Below are 17467 nucleotides of genomic sequence, written 5' to 3' on the forward strand. Positions count from 1 at the left end.
CCTGCTTTTGCAGGCTTTTTTATTTTCAGAATTTAAGAATTAAATACACTGTTTTATTATTAGAAAGACTCATCACTTTATCTTAAAACTTATTTTTTTGTAGAGATCTAGCTTGATACAAGCGCGGAACCCATCCTTTTTTGTCAAAAATAATGAATCTATTAATCTGCTCATATGCGCATGCTGAGAATACACAGTCATACCATTTTTAGCAGCAGGGCTAAAAATCCTCGAGTATTTTGCGCTATGCTTGGGCATAAATCGAAATTTCAATGGATGAAAACAGATGCAGAATAATGTCGCTTTACTGGTCGTAGACGTACAAAGAGGATTTACTCCCGGAGGCAATCTGGCTGTAGCCAATGCTGACCAGATTATTCCAAATATCAATTTATTGGGACAGCATTTTAAGCATATTATCCTGACTCAGGACTGGCATCCGGATAACCATATTTCTTTTGCAGACAACCATCCCGGCAAAGCAGCCTATGACAGTATTCAGCTGGATTATGGCAGTCAGGTTTTATGGCCAAAGCATTGTGTGCAAGGGACACTCGATGCCGAACTGCATCCGGATTTAAATTTACCACAAGCACAACTCATCATTCGCAAGGGTTTTCATTCCCAGATCGACAGTTACTCGGCCTTTATGGAAGCTGACCAGAAAACCCCGACGGGTCTTGCTGGCTATCTGCGTGAACGTGGGATTGATACCGTATTTGTGGTCGGGATTGCTACGGACTTTTGTGTGGCCTGGACTGCAATCGATGCCTGCAAACTGGGCTTTAAAACCTATGTGATTGCCGATGCCACCAAGGGCATTGACCTGAATGGTTCCTTGCAACATGCCTGGCAGGATATGCTGTCGCATGGCGTAAAACGTATCTATGTGAAAGATATTGTTCAAGCAGCTTAAAGCTGAATAGGGATAGAACTTAAATATTCCTTTGATCTTATTTATATTTAAATATAAAAATTCAGGCGTCAACGGGTGCCTGTTTTATCTTACTTTTTCTCCCTTAATGTCATCTGGATGAAACCCATGTCAGCCTTGCTCCAGTTTAGCCAATTTGTCCAAAAAACCTTTGCTTTATGGGTCGTACTTTTTTCCGGCATTGCCTTGATGGTCCCTGAAGTTTTTGTCTGGTTACGGGCTTATATTCCGTGGATGTTGGGCATCATTATGTTTGGCATGGGCATGACCATGACCGTGGGAGATTTTAAAAGTGTCCTGCAAAGTCCGAAAGCAGTAGCGATTGGCGTGGTCGCCCAGTTTGTGGTGATGCCTGGCTTAGCTTATCTGTTGTGCAAATTGTTTCAACTACCGCCAGAGATTGCGATCGGGGTGATATTGGTAGGTTGCTGTCCGGGCGGAACTGCATCCAATGTGATTACCTATATGGCCAAGGGCAATACCGCCTTGTCTGTTGCTTGTACTTCAGTTTCGACTTTACTGGCGCCCATTTTAACTCCGGCCATTTTCTATGTATTGGCCAGTCAGTGGATTGAGATCAATGCTTGGTCGATGCTGGTGTCGATCTTACAGGTGGTATTATTCCCGATTATTCTGGGCTTAATCGTACGGGCGCTACTCAAGCAAAAAGTCACGGCCTATATTCAGGTAATGCCCTTGATTTCTGTGATTGCAATTGTGGCAATTGTCGCGGCGATTATTGCCGGCAGCAAAGCCCAGATTCTGGAGTCCGGTTTAATGATTTTAGGGATCGTGGCCTTACACAATGGTATGGGCTATTTACTGGGTTATTGGGCCAGTCGCATATTTCACTTGGCAGAAATAGACTGTCGTGCGGTATCCATTGAAGTGGGGATGCAGAATTCTGGTCTGGGTGTGGCCTTGGCGGCGACCCATTTTGCAGCATCTCCAATGACGGCTTTGCCAAGCGCCATTTTCAGTCTGTGGCATAATATTTCAGGGCCAGCTTTAGCCACTTATTGGGCTGCCAGACAAACTGAAAAAACGGACACCTAATTGCAGTTTGATGATGGCACAAAAAAGCTGGGAACCAGATTTTTTGTAATGTGAAAAAGTTAGAATATTAATTTATATGGATTTATCGAGCTTTGTAACATAAGTGTCATGAAGTCTGCCTAAGATCGCCCCTCAATGATGTGAAACAACAGACTGTAATCAGCAGCATTGAGAGGGCATGGAACAATTTCAGCATTCGTCAGCGACCTATTTTAATCGGGAACTTTCCTTATTTGAATTTCAGCGTCGTGTCTTGGCACAAGCACTCGATCCGAATTTACCGATTTTAGAGCGCTTAAACTTCCTGATTATTTTTTCCCGTAACCTGGATGAGTTCTTTGAAATCAGGATTGCCGGGCTGATGAAACAGCAAGACCTGAATGCGACTACTCGGACGCCTGATGCTGTACCCACCGAGCTGATTCTACAACAACTGTCCCAGTCCATTCATGCCACAGTTAACAAACAGTATGAAGTTCTGAATCATGCAATTCTGCCTGAACTTCAGGCGCAGGGTATTCAGTTTCTTCAATACCAGGATCTTCTGGAAAAACATAAAGCCTGGATTGCAGCCTTTTTTGCCAAAGAAGTGCAACCGGTACTGACCCCGATCAGTCTGGATCCTTCACATCCTTTTCCACGTTTGGTGAATAAAAGTCTGAACTTTATTATCAGCTTGGAAGGTAAAGATGCCTTTGGCCGTGAAATCGAGATGGCGATTGTGCCGGCACCACGTTCCTTACCCTGCCTGATTAAAATTCCGGAAGACGTCACCGGAAACAATACCACCCAGATTTTTCTGACTGCGATCATCCAGCAGCATATCAGTGATTTGTTCCCGGGCATGAAAGCGACCGGATGTTATGCTTTTCGGGTCACCCGCAACGCCGATCTGGTACTGTCAGAAGATGTTGACGATCTGGCAGTGGCCTTAAAAGATGAACTGTGTTCGCGCCGCTTTGGTCGTGCAGTACGTCTGGAAATTGAAAATGACTGTCCACAGAACATCATCGATTATTTACTAGATGAATTTGATCTGACGGAACAGGAACTGTACTGGATAGATGGACCGATCAATTTGTCCCGCCTGAGTACCAGCTTTGAGCGTCCGGAATTAAAGTATCCGCATTTCAGTCCAGTCATTCCCAAAATTTTCCGTAAACAGAAAAGTATTTTTGAAATTTTGAAGGCACAGGATGTGCTGCTACATCATCCTTTTGATTCATTCCAGCCGGTGATTACTTTGCTGCGCGAAGCGGCCAAGGATCAAGCGGTGCTGGCGATCAAGCAGACGCTGTACCGCAGTGGTCCGGATTCGGAAATTGTTCAGGTGCTGGCAGAAGCCGCACGGAATGGCAAGGAAGTCACAGCCGTGATTGAACTGCGGGCGCGTTTTGATGAAGAATCTAACATCATGGTGGCCAATATCCTGCAAGAAGCCGGCGCGGTCGTGGTCTATGGCATTGTCGGTTATAAAACCCATGCCAAAATGATTCTGATTGTCCGGCGTGAAAATCAGGAATTACTGCGTTATGCGCATCTGGGTACCGGAAACTATCATGCCGGTAATGCCCGCATGTACACCGATTATGGCCTGATGACCACACAGCCGGATATCTGTGAAGATGTGCACCGCATGTTCCAGGAACTGACTGGTATGGGGAAAATGGCCAAACTGAAAGCCTTGCTGCATGCACCGTTTACCCTGCATAGCGAATTGCTGAAACTGATTGAACAGGAAAAGGCATTTGCCCTGGCCGGCAGAGCCGCGCATATCATCATCAAAGTGAATGCGCTTACCGAACCGCAATTAATTGCTGCCCTGTATCAGGCTTCGCAGGCTGGGGTAAAAATTGACCTTATTGTGCGTTCAATCTGCTGCCTGATTCCACAAGTTACCGGTATGTCGGAAAATATTCGGGTACGTTCAATCGTTGGGCGTTTCCTGGAACATACCCGGGTCTATTATTTTGAGCATGGCGGCGCCAAGAAACTGTATTGTGCCAGTGCTGACTGGATGGGGCGCAACCTGTTTTCCCGGGTGGAAACCTGTTTCCCGGTGCTGGATCCAGAGCTGAAAAAACGGATTTATAAAGATGGCCTGATCAGCTATTTAAAAGATTGTCACAATGCATGGGAGTTAGATGCCGAGGGTCAGTGGCATAAAGTCCCCTGTCAGGATCCGGCCCAGCCTTATAATGCCCAGCAATATCTGCTGGAACAAAAACAGTTAAAAATTTAAGGGGGTAGCCCAAGATACGCTGGCGTATTTGTTTTATCCCCATAAAAAAGCCGGATGTTGAATCCGGCTTTTTAATTGAAACATTCAGAGATATTTATGAGGCTTTGGACTGTTTGGATTTTAGAATTTCGGTTCTAAAAGTCTGTGCCAGCTCGGCGCTTTCAGCATCCATGCCATTCACCACAAAAGCATGACGGGTCAGGACATTAGTTGGATTTGGCATACTGACCAACTGGAAGTGATCACTCACATCTTTCAGCAAGGTGTTCGGTACATGTAAGGCACTTTCTTTCGCGACCAGATGTTGAGTCAGACGCTCAGCAGCCTGTACCGAGTTGAGCTGCATCTCTTCGACTTTAGAGGCAATCGCGCTACGGGTTTGTAGCACAAAACGTTTTTCTTCACGATAGCGTTTATACAGCACTTCCGAAAGCAGCTGGAACACGGCAGTGATCATGGTCAGGCAGGCCAGGGCATTCGGTTTGTCTGCCGCGATACTGATGGTGGCACCTTTTTCATCAAATTTATGTACGGTACAAATATCAGAACTATTCAATTTGTAGCGTTGCACACAGAGTTCAGTGGCTTTATTCAGGAAAATCTGACAAAGATTGAAATAAGGCACCGAAACGGTTTTATTCACGCTATCCAGTAACTGTTTTGGATCGTAGAACTGGATGTTTAAGCTCAGGCTATCGCTTTCCAGTACCGCCGGCTTATGTTCTTTTTCTTTGGCTTTGTTTTTCACTGCCTGTTGGGCTTGGGCAATCGCCAGTGCCGCATTATGCTTTTCCTGTTCCAATGCTTGGGTCAGGGTCTGAATCTCGAATTTCAGCCGCGATTCGTTATTGATGCGCGCCAGATATTCGGTGCGGCTTGGACGTGCCACGGCACGATAAGCGACCCAGAGCAGACCATGAATGATGAAAGAGAACAGAATCGCCAGCCATTGTGTCCGCAAAATTTCACCAATACTTGGTTCAATCAGGGTGATTTCAATCACACCGACTTTTTTCTCGTTTTGCAGCGCATCACGGACAAAAACTTCACCCTCGCGAGTTTTGGTCAGTCCGCCAGTGGCTAAAACCTGAGCTTTCGCATCTAGAATCCGGATGGAAGCGACACTTGGATTGGTGGCATAACGATTTGCCAGCAACGCCAGAGAAACGCGGTTAGGCGGTTCAAGCTCAGACAGGCTGTCTGTCACCAGTTGACTGGTGATCAGCTGTCCCTGATTGGCACGGTTTTCATTCAGTTGGTGAGTGGTTGCCAATACCAGTAAAAAGGTATGCAGAGCAAAACTTACAATCAATAGGCTAGCAAATAGCCCTTGTCTAGGCGCATTCAACGTAAACTTCCAAGGCAATTCTGTTCAATTTCGATTATGATTCTAACAATAGTTGTAGCTCAGACCCGAGTCAATTCATGCGAGAAATCATTCTTATATCATTCTTAGGACCTGACCAGCCTAATCAATTTACACGATTAATGCAGGTTTTGTCCGCCCATTCCTTACAGATTTTAGATGTAGGGCAAGCGGTTATTCATAATCAGTTAACCTTAGGTATTGTTGTAGCCTCTGAAGACCAGACAGCGACAGCATTAGCCATGAAGGAGATCCTGATTCTAGCACATGATATCGGGTTAACTGTGCGCTTTAAACCGATCTCTGCGACTGAATATGATCAGTGGGTCAAAGAGGGTGGACGCACACGTTATATCGTAACGGCATTGGCCCCTGAATTAAATGCCTCTCATCTGCAAGCCGTGACCCAGATTGTCTCGGGTCAGGGCTTTAATATTGAAACCGTGACCCGTCTGTCTGGCCGCCCCATTTTAGATGGTCAGAGCGCAGGGCCAAAACGTGCCTGTGTCCAGTTCGGGTTAAGTGGACAAATGCTAGATGCAGCTGCCATGCGTGCGGCCTGCTTGAGCCTGTCCAATGAATTAAATGTCGATGTTGCGGTGCAGGAAGACAATGCCTATCGCCGTAACCGCCGTCTGGTTTGCTTCGATATGGACTCAACCCTGATCGAGCAGGAAGTCATTGACGAACTGGCAATTGAAGCCGGCGTCGGTGAGCAGGTCGCAGAAATTACTGAACGTGCCATGCAAGGCGAGCTGGATTTCCAGCAAAGCTTCCGTGCCCGTGTGGCTTTATTGAAAGGCATGGATGCTTCGGTACTTCCAAAAATTGCCGAGCGTTTGACCATTACCGAAGGGGCTGAACGCCTGATTTCGACTTTAAAAGCATTGGGTTACCGTACTGCAATTCTTTCAGGTGGTTTTCAGTATTTTGCGGAATATCTACAAACTAAACTGGATATTGATGAAGTACATGCCAATGCGCTTGATGTGCAGGATGGTATAGTTACCGGTGAAGTCAAAGGCCATATCGTCGATGGCGTACGCAAAGCACTCTTACTTGGTGAAATCGCCCAAGAAATGGGAATTTCCCTGGAACAAACCATTGCAGTTGGTGATGGCGCCAATGACTTACCAATGTTATCCATTGCAGGACTCGGTGTGGCTTTCCGTGCCAAACCTTTGGTACGCCAAAATGCCAATCAGGCGATTTCTAGCGTCGGTCTGGACGGTGTGCTTTATCTACTCGGCGTACATGATAAAGACCTGAACCGTGCATAAGTACAGGCTTTGATTGATTTTAAACGCGACCTTTGGGTCGCGTTTTTTATTGCTTATGAGGTGAGTGATATAAGGAATAGCTGAAATATGGCTACAAAAACATCGATCATCTTAAACGGAAAAATAATTTTTTCACTTAAAAAAACTACTGATAATTTTGTAATGACACGCCAACATTGGCGCAGTCGTTGATCCACAAAAATGTGAAAAGCAAAAAATGTAATGACAATATAATATCGCGACAAAGTATGTCGTTAGGCTGGATGACAGGACTTTTTTTATGCAAAAAACTCAGCATAATGCAGGCATAGAGATACAAATCAACAGATTCCATTTTATTGATTTAACGAAATTCAATAGATAGAAGCGTTGCAATATCAAGCGGAAACTATCTATCTGGATGGAGGGGGTTATATGGTAACAGCGAATTTAGCAACGATTGTGGGCTTCAGTTTAGTCGCTGTAGCTGTGCTTGCTGTGTTCTTCTCGCCTTATCGTCGCTGGTTAAGCTTTATGGCGGCCGGGATGCTGGTATGGGGCCTGATCGAGGTGATTCGTGTAGGAACTCAAACCTGGTTTGAGCTACCAATGACGTATAGTTATCTGAGCGCGTTAACTGCGGTCATGATGGTCGTGACTGGCCTGTTGTTGCGTGAAGATCGTCGTGCTGAGCGTGCTTTAGCAAAACGCCGTTGCATCGAACATACGCCAGTGTATGAAGACGACCAGCAGCAGCTTTCAAGCCGTTAATTCTACAAGTTGCAATGAAAAAAATGCACCCATGGGTGCATTTTTCAGTTTGGAAATATGATACAAACTGCATAATCCACCTAGTCCAGAACTATGCTAGGATATTTGTCAATTTTCGTACAATTAGAATAGGCATCCTCCATGAAACTGTCATCCATTCCTGTGTTAAAACTTCCTCTTATCGATATGAGTACAGATCCGCTGGACTTACTGGTCGCAGGTCTAGCTTTACGTATGAAGCAGTTGGCACGTACCAGCCCAAAATTCATTGAACTGGTACATGGACGTCAATTCCGTATTCAGATTGGTACGGATGAAGGCATGGCACGTCAGATTATTGTGGATAACGGTCATATCGATACGGTTTCGGGTGATGCTGAAAAAGCTGATTTTGTGTTGCAGTTTGCTGACAGTGAGCAGGGTGTAAAGACCTTGGTCAAAGGTGACCCGACGGCATTTATGACCGGCATGCAAAGTGGCACGATCAAAATGGAAGGTGACTTCGGCCTGCTGGTCTGGTTTAACCAAGTGGCGAAGATGATTCCACCAAAATTGCCAAAGCCAGTCAAAGAAAAAGTGAAAATGGTACGTCAGTTTATTAAAGAAAAAACTGGTAAATAAGAAACTTCCGCTTAGTTCCCCCTCCTTTTTAAAGGAGGGGCTAGGGGAGGATTAAATAAAAAAAGCCCTCAAATATGAGGGCTTTTTGAATTCTGGAATAATTAAAACTTATTCAACTTCCAGATTAAACGTCACCGGCCCATCATTGACCAGATGCACTTTCATGTCGGCGGCAAAAATACCGGTTTGCACATGTTCAAACTGGCTTTGGGCATATTCTACCAGCTGCTCATAAAGTGCTTTAGCCTCGGCAGGCGGCATAGCTGGGCCAAAGTCTGGACGTAAACCCTTCTGGGTCTGTGCCATCAAGGTAAATTGTGAAACCAGCAATAAACCACCGTCGGCCTGGGCAACGTTCCAGCCCATTTTACCCTGTTCATCATCAAAGAAGCGGTATTTCAATATCTTATCAATCAGCTTTTTGCCTTTTTCCAGATTGTCATCTTTACCTAAACCTAGAAAAACCAGAATTCCTTTTTCAATTTCCCCGGTGGTTTCACCCTCGACCACAACTTTAGCTTCTAAAACTCTTTGTAATAAGGCACGCATTTTACATATGGACTAATAACGATAGATGGAGGTGATTGTAGCAAGAATAAAATCTGGAGCAGTATGAGATGCTGATTTTATGAGCTTTAAATATCTAAAAATCAATTGCTTAATTTTCATAAATTCATTAAAGCGATTGAATTAATATAAATAATCTGTTTTATCTATTTATTGCGTTCGCGTATCTTAGCCCATGCAGGAAAGGTAATAAATTGAGAGATTTAGAAATGTTTAAGCGTTCATTACTGGTTGCAATGCTTGCAACTATCACAGCTGCACAAGCTGCGCCATTAACCAAAGATAACGGGGCACCAATCGGTGATAACCAGAACTCGATCACTGCGGGTCCAAATGGTTCAGTACTCCTTCAGGACGTTCAACTGGTACAAAAATTACAACGTTTTGGTCGCGAGCGTATTCCTGAGCGTGTCGTGCATGCGCGTGGTACAGGGGCATATGGTGAATTCGTTGCAACCAAAGATCTATCTGATCTTACCCTCGCTTCATTATTCAAAGCGGGTACTAAAACTCCAGTTTTCCTACGTTTCTCTACCGTAATTCATGGTAAGGGTTCACCAGAAACTCTACGTGACCCACACGGTTTTGCGTTGAAATTCTATACTCAGGAAGGTAACTGGGACTTGGTTGGTAACCAGACACCGGTATTCTTCATTCGTGATGCGATTAAATTCCCGGACTTCATTCACGCAATGAAGCCAAGCCCAGTGACAAATGTTCAAGATGCTAACCGCGTGTTTGACTTCCTGTCGAGCCAGCCATGGGCCACCAATATGCTGACTTATGTTTACGGCAAGCAAGGTGTTCCAACCAGCTACCGCGAACAGGACGGTTTTGGTGTTCACGCTTACAAACTGTATAACGACAAAGGCGAATACAAATACGTGAAATTCAACTTCCGCTCTAAACAAGGCGTGAAGGGCCTGAACGTGAAAGAAGCGGCTGAGCAGCAAGGTAAAGATTTCAACCACTTGACCAATGATCTTTATAACAACATCTATGCAGGTAACTTCCCGAAATGGGACCTGTATATTCAGGTGCTTGATCCTAAAGATCTAAATAGCTTTGATTTTGATCCATTAGATCCAACTAAAATCTGGCCAACCGAGCTGGTTCCAGAAACTAAAGTCGGTACTTTAACCCTGAACCGTATGCCGAAGAACTTCTTCAACGAGACTGAACAGTCGGCATTTGCGCCAGGTAATCTGGTTCCGGGCATCGAGCCATCAGAAGACCGTCTGCTACAAGGCCGCATCTTCTCTTACTCAGATACCCAAATGTACCGTTTAGGCGCGAATCACCAGCAAATTCCGGTGAACCGTCCAGTGGTAAATGTGAACAACAATAATCAGGATGGCTACATGAATATCTCTGAGCGTGACTCGGATGTGAACTATGAGCCAAGCCGTAAAGAGCCAAAAGCTGCCACTGAAAAAGCACGTGCGGTACAAACACCATTATCTGGTCATGTACAGCAAATTGGCGTGAAAGAGCAGAACTTCAAGCAGGCAGGTGAGCTGTACCGGTCATACTCGGCTAAAGAAAAAGATGACCTGATCATGAACCTTGCTGCTGATTTAGGCGCAGTGAAAGATTCAGAAACCAAGCACATCATGTTGTCTTACTTCTATAAGGCAGATGCGGACTACGGTACACGTATGACCAAGGCGGTAAACGGTAACCTGGCGACTGTTAAAGCCAAAGCTGCAAAATTAAAAGACTAATCCCGATTGGTCTTGAGGAACTGGTGACTAGGGCATAGCGCATCACCTCCAAAAAGTCCTGTAATACTCCAAACCTTTCCTGCACCCTAGGGGGAGTTTTACAGGCACTCCGTTTTTCATCTCATCTCAGGATAATTCAGTTTTTCAGGACTTAAATTTCCCTTCGATTTCTGCTGGAGTTCATCATGAAAGTTATGTCATCTGTGTTTTTAGCCAGTATTCTCGCGATAGGTTCCGCATTCGCAAACGTGACTGTCACGAAGGAGATCTCCCCCGCTAAAACTGTGAACCATGTTCAGATGAACTCACAACAGGAATTGGTCGACCTGTTCTTTGCTGCTGCCAAAATTGGCAATAGCGAAGTGATCAACGAATTTTTAAAACATGGCTTTCCGGTCGATGTACGCAATAAAGACGGTTATACACCACTGATGATGGCGACTTATTATGGTCATCAGGATATTGTGGCCAGCTTGCTTAAACATGGTGCCGACCGCTGTGCTCGAGATAATCGAGGCAATACAGCCTTGATGGGGGCTTTATTCAAGATGGAATTTGCGATTGCCAAGCAGCTGCGTCAGGTGGATTGTGATGCCCAGGCGAAAAAAACTGGACAAAAGACCACAGCCGAATTTGCTAAGGTCATTGGTCAGGAAAAACAGTTGCAGAAACTGATTCAGGAACAGGAAAAAGCTCAGTTCAAATCACAGAAATAAACCGGGTTATGCTTCTGATACTTTTGTCGCAAATACAGCCAGCTGTACGTAAATCCTGCATTATTGCACGACTTTTTATGCTTTAATGCAGAGATAAGCACAGCGATATTCCCTTAGTTATGGCTCCAATTATCCATTCTCTGTTAGATACTGACTTGTACAAATTCACCATGTTACAAGTGGTCTTACACAAGTTTCCGCAAACGCATAGTGTCTACCATTTCCGTTGTCGTAATCTGGAAGATACAGTCTATCCACTGACGGATATTCTGGATGACCTGAATCATCAACTGGACCTGCTGTGTCAGCTCAAATTCAAAGAAGATGAACTGCAATATTTAAGAAGCTTACGTTTTATCAAAAGCGACTTTGTCGATTATCTGGAACTATTCCAGCTCAAGCGCCGTTTCATCAAGGCCAGTATCGACAGTCAAGGCCGTCTGGATATTGTGGTGGAAGGCCCGATGGTTCAGGCGATGATGTTCGAGATCTTCGTACTGGCGATTGTCAATGAACTGTATTTCAGCCGCATTCGCACGCCTGAAGTGTTGGCTGAAGGCGAACACCGTTTAAAAGCCAAAATCGAGCTATTAAAACAGTATGATGCTGCGCAAAACCCCAATGATCCACCATTCTTGGTGTCAGATTTTGGTACGCGTCGCCGTTACAGTTTCGATTGGCAAAAGCATGTGGTCGAAGAATTTCACAAAGCCGCACCGCATGTATTCCGTGGGACCAGTAATGTACTGTTAGCCAAAGAGCTGGGCATTACCCCGATTGGTACCATGGCGCATGAATTCCTGCAAGCTTTTCAGGCGCTGGACGTACGTTTACGTAATTTCCAGAAATCTGCACTGGAAAGCTGGGTACAGGAATATCGTGGTGACTTGGGTATTGCCTTGACCGATGTGGTGGGGATGGATGCATTCCTGCGCGACTTTGATCTGTACTTTGCCAAGCTATTTGATGGCTTGCGTCATGATAGTGGCGACCCTTATGAATGGGGTGACAAGGCCTATGCGCATTATAAAAAGCTGAAAATAGACAGCAAAACCAAGATGCTGACTTTTAGTGATGGCCTGAATCTGGAAAAAGCCTGGAAATTGCATCAGTACTTTAAAGACCGTTTTCAGGTCAGTTTCGGCATTGGCACCAATCTGACCAATGATATGGGGCAAACCCCACTCAATATTGTGCTGAAACTGGTGGAATGTAACCGTCAGTCAGTAGCCAAAATCTCGGATAGTCCGGGCAAAACCATGACCGATAATGATACGTTCTTGGCCTATTTGCGTCAGGTTTTTGAGATCAATGAACCTGCTTAAGTCAGTTTGAAAAATTCATAATTTTTAAGAACCGTTTCTATATAGAGGCGGTTTTTTTATGCAAGCTTATTTAACACCAGGGTTTAGCTAAAATCTTGCTAATCATCTGCAAAGAAAGCACATCAGTGTAAAAACCAGCTGTGCTAAGATCAACAGGATTTGACCAATAATAGCCATGATAACGATGACCGCTGCAGCTTTTAATTTTGGCCTGCTGATTGAGGCAGAAGATTTAGTTCCCTATTTGGGCCATGAAAAACTTCGTATTGTCGACCTGAGCCGTGCCTCTGTGTATGAGCAGCTGCATATTCCGCATGCCTTGCATTTAAAGCCTAAACTTCTGGTGCGTCAGGAAGAAACGGCGATGGGACTGTTACCGGATACCGAAGGCTTGCAGGCTCTCATTGATTATCTGAATATTTCTCCTGAGCATCATGTGGTGGCTTATGATGATGAGGGCGGGGCATGGGCAGGGCGTTTGCTCTGGAACCTACATTGTCTGGGTTTTGAAAATACCAGTCTGTTGAATGGTGGGATTCATGCCTGGCTCGGTGCAGGCTTGCCGACTTCTTCCAGTCAGGAACAGTTTGCACCAGTGAAGAACGTGTTGCAGGTCAATCTTGAGCATCAGGCGAATTTTCAGATTGGCTATGATGAACTGCGCCAACAGGTTGAAAATCAACAGGTTCAAATTTGGGATTGCCGTACACAAGATGAATATACTGGCCTACGTTTAGCGGCTCGACGCGGCGGTCACATTCCGGGAGCACGTCATTTTGAATGGAGTACTGCCCTTAATCGTGAAAATCATTTAAAATTACAGCCTTTACCACGTACTCAGCAGCGTCTGGAACAACTGGGCTTTGATTTGAATCAACCCGTTGTGGTGTACTGCCAGTCCCATCACCGCTCAGGTTTGGCCTATATTCTGGGTCGTTTACTGGGCTGGAAAATTCGAGCCTATGATGGTGCGTGGAGTGAATGGGGCAACCGCCTCGATAGTCCAATCGCTACAGGGGAGCTGCCATCTTGAGCATCACATCACGTTTAAAACAACAGTTTTTTATTAAAGCCCAACGATTAGTACCGCAACATCGCTTGTCTCGGGTGGTGGGTAAAATTGCCGCCAGCGAAAACCCGATTATCAAAACTGCTGCAATTACTGCCTTTAAGGCGCAGTATGGCATTGATATGTCGATTGCTGAACAGGCCAATGCCCTGAAATTCAAGTCATTTAATGAATTTTTTACCCGCGCCCTAAAAGAAGGTATCCGTGCGGTTGATCCAGATGCTACGAGCATTGTTTCGCCAGCAGATGGTGCGATTTCCCAGCTAGGTAAAATTGAAAATGGCGATGTGTTTCAGGCCAAAGGCCAGAAATTTACCGTTGAAGCCCTGATTGCTGATCCACAACTGGCTGAGCCATTTAAAAATGGTGAATTCGCGACCGTGTATTTGTCGCCACGTGATTATCATCGGGTGCATATGCCATTTGCTGGCACCTTGACTGAAACGTTATATGTACCGGGTGAGTTGTTCTCGGTCAATCAGGTGACCGCAGAAAACATTCCGGGCCTGTTTGCACGCAATGAACGTATGGTCTGTCTGTTTGATACTGAAATCGGCCGTATGGCGGTGGTATTGGTCGGTGCGATGATTGTTGCGGGTATTGAAACCGTGGCAACCGGCAAAGTGAAGCCTTCAGGCCGGATCGAACTTAATCAGCATGATCTGTTCCTGGAAAAAGGGGCAGAACTGGGTCGTTTCTACCTCGGTTCAACAGCAGTGATTTTATTCGAAGAAAATAAAATGCAGTGGGATGCCGTATTCAAGGCCAATTCTTTGGTGAATATGGGTGAAGCGCTGGGGCATACAGTTTAAAGATTTTACCCTCCCTTTATTAAAGGGAGGTTGGAGGGATTAAATATTTTCTCGTTTAGAATAAATAAAAATCCCCCTCAGTCCCCTTTTAAAAAAGGGGGATTTCCTCTCCTTATAGGACATGAGCAGCACTGCTGCGCAAGGGAGAGGTTCAAAAAAAAGCGCCATCAGGCGCTTTTTTTATTTCTAGAAATTTACCGTTTCACGACGATGGAATCGATCCCGCTATTCTGCAAGGTTTGCTGTGCGATAATTGCAGCTTCTGCAGAATCATAAGGGCCTGAAACCACGCGATACCAGACTTTGCCATTTTCTACACTGCGTACCACATCGGCAGATAAACCATTGAGAATAATTTCGGCACGGCGGGCATCGGCTTGATCTGGATCATCAAAGCTGCGAACTTGCAGAATATAACTGGCCGGAGCGGCAACAGGCGCTTCGCTGGCTTCTAAGCCAGGCTCAGTTGTCGTCGCCTCAGGTGTAGCCACTTCAGGTCGAGGTGCTTCTACAATCACTACCGTATCCTGATTTTTGTTTTCAGGGACGGCCTGTTCAGGAATTGGCGTCACTTGTTGCTGTGGCAAGAGATCATAAAAACGGTAATCTTTATTGGTATCTTCTTCTTGGACAGATTCAGCACTTGTTTGAGTTTTCGGTTTAACTGGTTCCCATGGCTTCCAGAGCATCAGTGCCATTAAAAAACTTAACACGATTAAAATGATCACGAGTGTGCCGAGCCAGGTTGGAATAAGTGGCTTTTTAGGCTTATTCGGTCTTTCAGATACACCGCGCTGCGTTTTTCCAAACACTTGGGATTTTCCTCTTATTAATCGGGACATATAGAAAAGGCATAACAGCAGTTATGCCCCTACTATCACTTCATCCTATGTGATCAGGATACAAAAGTCATCCTCTAGATCACAAATCACACAGAATTTTAATTTATCTGTATCTTCAAGCACATAGCTAAAGTTACAAAATGTCTGCTCAGCAGATAAACGGCAATGTTTTGCTTACATGCTCACTTCGAGCATAGCTCTTGTCTTGCATCAATGTAAAAGCAGTGCTTTACATTTCTGCTTCGAGCCTAGCTCTCGCCTTGCGAGCATGCAAAACAGTGTTTTGCTTACATGCTCTCAGGAGCTGATACGCCAAGCAGTTCCAGACCGTTACGCAGTACCTGACGCACGTTCACTGATAACAATAAGCGTGCTTGGGTCAATTCAGCATCATCACCGAGTACTTTATTGTCGTTGTACCAGCCGTGGAATAATGCTGCCAGTTCTTTTAGGTAGTTACCAATTTGATGCGGTTCATAGCTGTTTGCAGCACGTACCAGAATTTCTGGGTAGGCAGCCAGCTTGGCCAGGATTTCAGTTTCAGCATCAAGTTCAAGCTTGGCCGCCAAATTACGTGCTGCTATAGCATCAAAGTTGACATTGGTAGAAGCTGCTTTTTCTAACATACGACAGATACGGGCATGTGCATACTGGATGTAATACACGGCGTTGTCCTTGCTTTGTGACACAGCAAGATCCAAGTCAAAATCAATGTGCTGTTCAGACTTACGCATTACGTAGTAAAAACGTGCAGCATCATTGCCGACTTCTTTACGCAGATCACGCAAGGTCACAAACTGGCCTGAACGGGATGACATTTGTACCATTTCGCCGCCACGCCAAAGACTTACGAACTGAACCAGAAGAACCGTTAATTTCTTCGAGTCATAGCCTAGCGCATCAATGGCCGCTTTTACACGTGCGATATAACCGTGGTGATCTGAACCCCAGATATCAATAATATCGGTATAGCCACGCTGTAACTTGTTCAGGTGGTAAGCGATGTCAGACGCGAAGTAAGTGGTCTGGCCATTACGGCGTTTCACCACACGGTCTTTTTCATCGCCGAATGCAGTGGATTTAAACCAGATGTTGCCATCCAGTTCATACAGGAAACCACGCTGATCTAAGGTCTGTAAGGCTTCTTCAATTTTGTCTGTCAATGATTCTTCGCTGAACCATTGATTGAAGGTTACACCAAACTCGCCCAGGTCATCTTTAATATCATCTAAGATAGCTTTAAGCGCGGCTTGCAAGAATACGCGGTAGCCTGTGCCAATTAACGCTTGTGAGTTAAAGATCAAACCATCGATGTGTTTTTCTTTATCGCCAGACAATACGACTTTATTACCATCTGCATCTAACTCAGCTGCAAACTGTACATCTTCAGGCACGTTTTTATACACGTCAGCCACAGGACGTACATAGGCGTCGCCATCCTGATCAATAATGCTTTGCGCGATTTCTTTAACGTAGTCACCTTGGTAGGCATTTTTCGGGAACACCAGTTCCTGACCCGTTAATTCTAAGTAGCGCAGATAAGTCGAAGTCGCCAGAATGTCCATTTGACGGCCAGCATCATTGACATAGTATTCGCGGTCGACTTTAGCACCAGTCGCTTCAAGCAAATTCGCAACCGTCATACCATACGCGGCACCACGACCATGACCTACGTGCAGGCTAGAGGTCGGGTTGGCAGACACGAATTCAACCTGGATACGTTTATCCGCATTGACCTGGGTACGACCATAAGTCGCCTGTTGTGCCTGAATTTGATCAAGGACTGCAAAGCGCTGGTCAGCATTCAGGAAGAAGTTAATAAAACCAGGACCGGCAATTTCTGCCTTGCTGATATCCGCCACTTCAGGCAGGGCAGCAAGAATTTTTTCCGCTAAATCACGTGGCTTCATACCCGCAGCTTTCGACGCGATCATGGCAATATTCGACGCAAAGTCACCATGGCTTCGGTCTTTGGTACGCGTCAAATTACTTGTATTGTTCCAGTCAGATGGGAGTACGCCTTGTGCCTGTAAAGTGTGCACTGCATGATCGAGAGCTGCTTGTATTGCCGTATTCATAATCAGTCGAAAATAGAGATCGCAGAAAAACAGCAAATATAGCAAATTTCAGGCTGTTTAGGTAAAAGCATTTCTAGGGAATAAA

At 45.2% G+C, this 17467-nt stretch carries 15 protein-coding genes; 11 read left to right on the forward strand and 4 right to left on the reverse strand.

Annotated elements, in window-relative coordinates; all coding sequences use genetic code 11:
- Positions 1–286: 286 nt before the first annotated feature.
- The 3 genes from pncA to ppk1 all read left to right on the forward strand — a co-directional run bounded on the left by pncA (position 287) and on the right by ppk1 (position 4232).
- Positions 287–916, forward strand: a complete 630-nt coding sequence (pncA, locus tag FTT86_RS05665) for a bifunctional nicotinamidase/pyrazinamidase (RefSeq protein ID WP_180180783.1) — start codon at positions 287–289, stop codon at positions 914–916.
- A gap of 126 nt (positions 917–1042) precedes the next feature.
- Positions 1043–1990 carry a bile acid:sodium symporter family protein gene (locus FTT86_RS05670; RefSeq protein WP_180180784.1) on the forward strand — a complete coding sequence of 316 codons (948 nt, stop codon included), beginning with the start codon at positions 1043–1045 and terminating at the stop codon, positions 1988–1990.
- A gap of 178 nt (positions 1991–2168) precedes the next feature.
- Complete coding sequence (gene ppk1 / locus FTT86_RS05675; RefSeq protein WP_180180785.1) at positions 2169–4232, forward strand: polyphosphate kinase 1; 2064 nt, start codon at positions 2169–2171, stop codon at positions 4230–4232.
- A gap of 94 nt (positions 4233–4326) precedes the next feature.
- On the opposite strand, the gene FTT86_RS05680 is transcribed toward ppk1, so the two are convergent.
- Positions 4327–5580 (reverse strand): hypothetical protein, encoded by a 1254-nt coding sequence (locus FTT86_RS05680; RefSeq protein WP_180180786.1) that lies wholly within the window; start codon positions 5578–5580, stop codon positions 4327–4329.
- A gap of 77 nt (positions 5581–5657) precedes the next feature.
- On the opposite strand from FTT86_RS05680, the gene serB reads away from it, so the two are divergent.
- The 3 genes from serB (at position 5658) to FTT86_RS05695 (ending at position 8249) form a co-directional block, all read left to right on the forward strand.
- Positions 5658–6878, forward strand: a complete 1221-nt coding sequence (gene serB / locus FTT86_RS05685; RefSeq protein WP_180180787.1) for a phosphoserine phosphatase SerB — start codon at positions 5658–5660, stop codon at positions 6876–6878.
- 414 nt (positions 6879–7292) lie between these two features.
- The gene (gene aciT / locus FTT86_RS05690) at positions 7293–7628 is read left to right on the forward strand and encodes a ciprofloxacin tolerance protein AciT (RefSeq protein WP_004647188.1); all 336 of its coding nucleotides are present in this window, start codon (positions 7293–7295) and stop codon (positions 7626–7628) included.
- 141 nt (positions 7629–7769) lie between these two features.
- Complete coding sequence (locus tag FTT86_RS05695; protein WP_004647189.1) at positions 7770–8249, forward strand: SCP2 sterol-binding domain-containing protein; 480 nt, start codon at positions 7770–7772, stop codon at positions 8247–8249.
- Between the two features lie 108 nt (positions 8250–8357).
- Here FTT86_RS05695 and dtd read toward each other — a convergent pair whose 3' ends face one another.
- On the reverse strand, positions 8358–8798 hold the full coding sequence (dtd, locus tag FTT86_RS05700) for a D-aminoacyl-tRNA deacylase (protein WP_005094942.1): 441 nt from the start codon (positions 8796–8798) through the stop codon (positions 8358–8360).
- A 227-nt stretch (positions 8799–9025) separates the two neighbouring features.
- Here dtd and FTT86_RS05705 point away from each other — a divergent pair, with 227 nt between their 5' ends.
- From FTT86_RS05705 to asd, 5 genes are all read left to right on the forward strand, one after another.
- On the forward strand, positions 9026–10540 hold the full coding sequence (locus FTT86_RS05705) for a catalase (RefSeq protein WP_180180840.1): 1515 nt from the start codon (positions 9026–9028) through the stop codon (positions 10538–10540).
- A gap of 185 nt (positions 10541–10725) precedes the next feature.
- Positions 10726–11256 (forward strand): ankyrin repeat domain-containing protein, encoded by a 531-nt coding sequence (locus FTT86_RS05710; RefSeq protein WP_180180788.1) that lies wholly within the window; start codon positions 10726–10728, stop codon positions 11254–11256.
- A 119-nt stretch (positions 11257–11375) separates the two neighbouring features.
- A complete protein-coding gene (pncB, locus tag FTT86_RS05715) occupies positions 11376–12581 on the forward strand; it encodes a nicotinate phosphoribosyltransferase (protein WP_004729084.1) in 1206 nt (401 codons plus the stop codon).
- Between the two features lie 184 nt (positions 12582–12765).
- A complete protein-coding gene (locus FTT86_RS05720; protein WP_005094948.1) occupies positions 12766–13614 on the forward strand; it encodes a sulfurtransferase in 849 nt (282 codons plus the stop codon).
- Positions 13611–14462, forward strand: coding sequence for an archaetidylserine decarboxylase (gene asd, locus FTT86_RS05725; protein ID WP_004281264.1), 852 nt, complete (start codon positions 13611–13613; stop codon positions 14460–14462). The genes FTT86_RS05720 and asd overlap by 4 nt, the downstream gene beginning before the upstream one ends.
- Before the next feature lie 194 nt (positions 14463–14656).
- Here asd and FTT86_RS05730 read toward each other — a convergent pair whose 3' ends face one another.
- Positions 14657–15274: an SPOR domain-containing protein gene (locus tag FTT86_RS05730; RefSeq protein WP_005245641.1), complete on the reverse strand. Its 618-nt coding sequence runs from the start codon at positions 15272–15274 to the stop codon at positions 14657–14659.
- A 317-nt stretch (positions 15275–15591) separates the two neighbouring features.
- On the reverse strand, positions 15592–17382 hold the full coding sequence (gene argS / locus FTT86_RS05735) for an arginine--tRNA ligase (protein WP_180087169.1): 1791 nt from the start codon (positions 17380–17382) through the stop codon (positions 15592–15594).
- Positions 17383–17467: the final 85 nt, after the last annotated feature.

It is taken from the genome of Acinetobacter sp. YH01021, assembly GCF_013420255.1.
Classification (GTDB): domain Bacteria; phylum Pseudomonadota; class Gammaproteobacteria; order Pseudomonadales; family Moraxellaceae; genus Acinetobacter.

What these genes read in the sequence shown, in the direction of transcription:
- pncA (WP_180180783.1), top strand. Translation starts at nt 287, where the DNA reads ATGCAGAATAATGTCGCTTTACTGGTCGTAGACGTACAAAGAGGATTT.
- FTT86_RS05670 (WP_180180784.1), top strand. Translation starts at nt 1,043, where the DNA reads ATGTCAGCCTTGCTCCAGTTTAGCCAATTTGTCCAAAAAACCTTTGCT.
- ppk1 (WP_180180785.1), top strand. Translation starts at nt 2,169, where the DNA reads ATGGAACAATTTCAGCATTCGTCAGCGACCTATTTTAATCGGGAACTT.
- serB (WP_180180787.1), top strand. Translation starts at nt 5,658, where the DNA reads ATGCGAGAAATCATTCTTATATCATTCTTAGGACCTGACCAGCCTAAT.
- aciT (WP_004647188.1), top strand. Translation starts at nt 7,293, where the DNA reads ATGGTAACAGCGAATTTAGCAACGATTGTGGGCTTCAGTTTAGTCGCT.
- FTT86_RS05695 (WP_004647189.1), top strand. Translation starts at nt 7,770, where the DNA reads ATGAAACTGTCATCCATTCCTGTGTTAAAACTTCCTCTTATCGATATG.
- dtd (WP_005094942.1), bottom strand. Translation starts at nt 8,798, where the DNA reads ATGCGTGCCTTATTACAAAGAGTTTTAGAAGCTAAAGTTGTGGTCGAG.
- FTT86_RS05705 (WP_180180840.1), top strand. Translation starts at nt 9,026, where the DNA reads ATGTTTAAGCGTTCATTACTGGTTGCAATGCTTGCAACTATCACAGCT.
- FTT86_RS05710 (WP_180180788.1), top strand. Translation starts at nt 10,726, where the DNA reads ATGAAAGTTATGTCATCTGTGTTTTTAGCCAGTATTCTCGCGATAGGT.
- pncB (WP_004729084.1), top strand. Translation starts at nt 11,376, where the DNA reads ATGGCTCCAATTATCCATTCTCTGTTAGATACTGACTTGTACAAATTC.
- FTT86_RS05720 (WP_005094948.1), top strand. Translation starts at nt 12,766, where the DNA reads ATGACCGCTGCAGCTTTTAATTTTGGCCTGCTGATTGAGGCAGAAGAT.
- argS (WP_180087169.1), bottom strand. Translation starts at nt 17,382, where the DNA reads ATGAATACGGCAATACAAGCAGCTCTCGATCATGCAGTGCACACTTTA.